The organism is Actinomycetospora sp. (assembly GCF_055612215.1).
On record NZ_JBVPVA010000135.1, the window covers coordinates 1 to 4,624 of the forward strand.

At 76.0% G+C, this 4,624-nt stretch carries 2 protein-coding genes and 1 pseudogene; 2 read left to right on the plus strand and 1 reads right to left on the minus strand.

What is annotated here, in order from left to right:
- A pseudogene (locus AC0CYZ_RS03685) lies at positions 1 to 791 on the plus strand (DNA polymerase Y family protein); the annotation flags it as partial.
- A 7-nt stretch (positions 792 to 798) separates the two neighbouring features.
- Here AC0CYZ_RS03685 and AC0CYZ_RS03690 read toward each other — a convergent pair.
- On the minus strand, positions 799 to 1,203 hold the full coding sequence (locus tag AC0CYZ_RS03690; RefSeq protein WP_472212449.1) for a VOC family protein: 405 nt from the start codon (positions 1,201 to 1,203) through the stop codon (positions 799 to 801).
- Positions 1,204 to 1,359: 156 nt separating this feature from the next.
- Here AC0CYZ_RS03690 and AC0CYZ_RS03695 point away from each other — a divergent pair.
- Positions 1,360 to 4,624: error-prone DNA polymerase (locus AC0CYZ_RS03695; RefSeq protein WP_472212451.1), on the plus strand; the 3,265-nt coding region annotated here is incomplete at its 3' end.

The following is a 4,624-nucleotide window of genomic DNA, read 5'->3' on the forward strand; positions in this document are numbered from 1 at the left end:
CGCTCACCCCCACCGCCACCGCCGACCGCGTCCGGTGGCAGCTCGAGGGCTGGCTGTCGCGGCGGGGGCCGGAGCGGGGCCACGGGGGCGAGGGGCTCGCGGCCCTGCGGCTGGTGCCGGAGGAGGTCGTCGACGCCGGGCGCCTGCAGCTCGGGCTCTGGGGGGAGACCGGGGTCGCCGACGAGCGGGCCGGCCGCGCACTGGTGCGGGTGCAGGGGCTGCTCGGGCCCGAGGAGGTGCTCACCGGGGTGCCCGGCGGTGGCCGTGGCCCGGCCGAGCGGGTCCGCACCGTGCCGTGGGGGGACGAGCGGACCCCGGCGCTCGACCCGGCGGCCCCGTGGCCGGGGACGCTGCCCGCTCCTTCGCCGTCCACGGTGCCGCCCGCGCCCCTGCCGGCCCGGGTCCTCGACGCCCGGGGGCGGCCGGTCCGGGCGGCCCCGCGCGGCGGGCTCTCCGCGGCCCCGGCGCAGGTGGCCATCGGCGAGGACGCCGGGTCGGCACCGGTGCGGACGTGGGGCGGGCCGTGGCCGGAGGAGGGCCGGTGGTGGGACCCGCGGGCCCCGGCCGGGTGCCTGCGCATCCAGGTGGTGTGCGTCCCCCCGGTCTCCTGGCCGGCCGCGGGGACGACCGGCGATCTCGGCGACGGCCCCCGCGCCGACGGGGGCGACGACCCCGATCCGGCGGCCGACCTGGCCCCCGACCCGGCCTCCTCCTCGGCGGACGCGGTCGGGCTGGCCCTGCTGCTGGTCCTGCGCGACGGCCGCTGGACCGTGGAGGGGATCTACGACTGAACGGCGGCTACGTCCAGTCCGGGCCGTGGATGACCTGCCAGAGGTGGCCGTCCGGGTCGGCGAAGGTCGCGAGGTGGCCCCACGGCTTCGTCACCGGGCGCTCCACCACCGTGGCGCCGGCCGCCTCGGCCCGGGCGAGCACCGCGTCGACCTCGGCGTCGTCCGCGGCCGGGAGGCTCAGCAGACACTCGCTGGTGCCGGGCGCGGCGACCTCGTGGTCACCGGTCACCCACCCGAAGCCGCCGCGGGGGATGAGCATGACGCGCACCCCGTCGGAGACGACGACCTGCAGCGGCTCCGGCACGCCGTCGTCGGCCGGGGGGCCGGGCGCGGCGAACCCGAGGTCGCGGTAGAAGGCGTGCGCCCGGACCCGGTCGTCGGTGGGCAGGGCGAGGATCAGCGGCGCGGTCACGCCGTAGTGGTATCACGACAGGACTACCGAGTCCACGATCAGGACTCGAACCCTCGCCCAGGGTGGATCCCCCGGTCCGGCACCGCGTTGTCGGACCCCGGCGTTACCCTCGTTCATATCGAACACGTGTTCGACCACATGGGCGGGGAGGCCGGGATGGGCTGGGGCAATCCGGCGGTGAGCTGGTCGGAGATGGAGCGGATCCTCGCGGGGCGGCCGCGCTCCGGGCCGGCTCCGGCCCGCGAGGGCGCCCCGGAGGTCGACGGGCCCGGCACGCTCCACCCGGCCGACGTGGGCACCGTGCCGGTCCGGGAGAGCGGGCACCGGGGTCGCCCCTCGCGCGACGTGCCGCACCCCGGGGACGGGGGCGACTCGCCGGCCTGGAGCCGTACGCGCGCGCCCTACCGGCCACCGTCCGACGCGGTGACGGCGGGCGCCACGCCGACGCCCGTCCCGTTCGCCGAGCTGCACACGCACTCCACCTACAGCTTCCTCGACGGCGCGAGCCAGCCCGAGGAGCTCGTCGAGGAGGCCCATCGGCTCGGCCTGGAGTCGATCGCGCTCACCGATCACGACGGCATGTACGGGGTGGTCCGCTTCGCGGAGGCCGCGCAGGAGCTCGGGGTGCGCACGGTCTTCGGTGCCGAGCTCTCGCTGGGCCTGTCCGCCCCGCAGAACGGGGTGGCCGATCCCGAGGGGGAGCACCTGCTGGTGCTCGCGCGCGACCCGGCGGGGTACCGGGCGATCTCACGGGCGATCACCGAGGCCGCGATGGACCCGACGGCGGAGAAGGGCCGCCCGGTGCACGATCTCGAGCGCGTCGCGGCAACGCTGCGCGACCGGGTCGTCGTACTCACCGGCTGCCGCAAGGGCCACGTCCGCCGGGCTCTCGAGGCCGGTGGCCCGGACGCGGCGGCCCGGGCCCTGGACCACCTGGTGGGGATGTTCGGGGCGGAGTCGGTGGCCGTCGAGCTGACCGACCACGGGCTGCCCGTCGACGTCGAGCGCAACGACCTGCTCGCCGAGCTCGCGGCCCGCGCCGGCCTGGCCACGGTGGCAAGCACCGCCGCGCACTACGCCACGCCGGACCGGGCCCGGATCGCCGCCGCGCTCGGGGCGGTCCGGGCGCGGCGCAGCCTCGACGAGGCCGAGGGCTGGCTGCCGCCGGGCACCGCGCACCTGCGCTCCGGGGCGGAGATGGCCGCCCGGTTCGCCCGCCACCCCGAGGCGGTCACGCACGCGGCGGTGCTCGGGCGGGAGTGCGCCTTCGAGCTGTCGCTGCTCACGCCCGAGCTGCCGCCGTTCGACGTCCCGCCGGGGGAGACCGAGGCGAGCTGGCTGCGCCACCTCACCGACCACGGGGCGCGCAAGCGCTACGGCAGCCGGGCGGACAACCCGCGGGCCTGGGAGGTGATCGACCACGAGATGGCGATCATCGAGGGGCAGGGCTTCCCGGGCTACTTCCTCATCGTCGCCGACATCGTGGACTTCTGCCGCCGGGCGAACATCTACTGCCAGGGCCGCGGTTCGGCCGCGAACTCGGCGGTCTGCTTCGCCCTGGAGATCACCCACGTCGACGCGGTGAAGATGGACCTGCTCTTCGAACGGTTCCTCTCCCCGGAGCGCGACGGCTACCCCGACATCGACCTGGACATCGAGTCCGACCGGCGTGAGGAGGCCATCCAGTACGTCTACGAGCGCTACGGCCGGGACCGGGCGGCGCAGGTCGCGAACGTGATCACCTACCGGCCGCGCTCGGCGGTCCGCGACGCCGCCCGCGCGCTCGGCTTCGCGCAGGGCCAGCAGGACGCGTGGAGCAAGCACATCGACCGGTGGGGTCCCGGGGCGGATCTGGGCGACCAGGTGCCGGGGATGCCGCGGGCGGTGGCCACGCTCGCGGAGGAGATCGCGGGCTTCCCCCGCCACCTCGGCATCCACTCCGGGGGGATGGTCATCTGTGACCGGCCGGTCGACCAGGTGGTGCCGGTGGAGTGGGCGCGGATGAAGGACCGCAGCGTCATCCAGTGGGACAAGGACGACGCGGCCGCGGTCGGCCTGGTGAAGTTCGACCTGCTCGGGCTGGGCATGCTCTCGGTGCTGCACTACGCGAGCGACTACGTGGCGGCCCACCACGGCCGCCGGTTCGAGCTCCACGACCTGCAGCCCGAGGACCCGGAGGTCTTCGCGATGCTGGCGCGGGGCGACTCGGTGGGCGTCTTCCAGGTGGAGTCCCGCGCCCAGATGGCCACGCTGCCGCGGTTGAAGCCGCGGGAGTTCTACGACCTGGTCGTCGAGGTGGCACTCATCCGCCCCGGGCCGATCCAGGGCGGCTCGGTGCACCCGTACATCCGGCGGCGCAACAACCAGGAACGGGTCGTCTACGACCACCCGCTCTGCGAGCCGGCGCTGCGCAAGACCCTCGGGGTGCCGCTGTTCCAGGAGCAGCTCATGCAGCTGGCCACCGACGTCGCCGGGTTCAGTGCCGCCGAGGCCGACGAGCTGCGCCGGGCGCTGTCGGCGAAGCGGTCCGAGGAACGGCTCGAGCGGCTGCGCGAGCGGTTCTACGCGGGGATGGCGGCCAACCAGATCACCGGGGAGCTGGCCGACCGGATCTTCGCCAAGACCAAGGCGTTCGCGAACTTCGGCTTCCCGGAGAGCCACTCGATCAGCTTCGCGTCGTTGGTCTACGTCTCGGCGTGGTTCAAGCGCTACTTCCCGGCGGCGTTCTGCGCGGCGCTGCTGCGCGCCCAGCCGATGGGCTTCTACTCCCCGCAGAGCCTGGTCGCCGACGCGCGCCGCCACGGCGTGGTGGTCCTCGGTCCGGACGTCGGGCGCAGCCGGGCCGAGCCCGAGCTGGAGCCGCATCCCGACAGCGAGGGCGGGGTGGCGGTCCGGCTCGGGCTCGCCGGGGTGCGGGGCCTCGGTGACGAGGTCGCGCAGCGGATCGTGGCGGCGCGGGAGACGCACGGCCCCTTCACCGGGGCGGCGGACCTGGCGCGCCGGGCGGACCTCACCACCGCGCACCTGGAGGCCCTGGCCACCGGCGGCGCGCTGGGCTGTTTCGGCCTCGAGCGGCGCGAGGCGCTCTGGGCGGCGGGCGCGGCGGCGGCGGGCACGGCGGTGACGCGGGCGGGTGTGCGCCACGACCGGCTCCCGGAGACCGCGGTCGGGCTCGACGCCCCGGCGCTGCCGGGGATGTCGGCGGTGGAGCTCACCATCGCGGACGTGTGGGCGACGGGGATGACCCCCGACGGCCATCCGGTCTCGCACCTGCGGGCGGCGCTCGAGGAGCGGGGCGCGTTCTCGGTGGCCGGGGTCGCGGCGGTGGCGGAGGGGGAGCGCATCGAGGTCGGCGGGGTGGTCACCCACCGGCAGCGTCCCGCGACCGCGGGCGGGACGACGTTCCTCAACCTCGAGGACG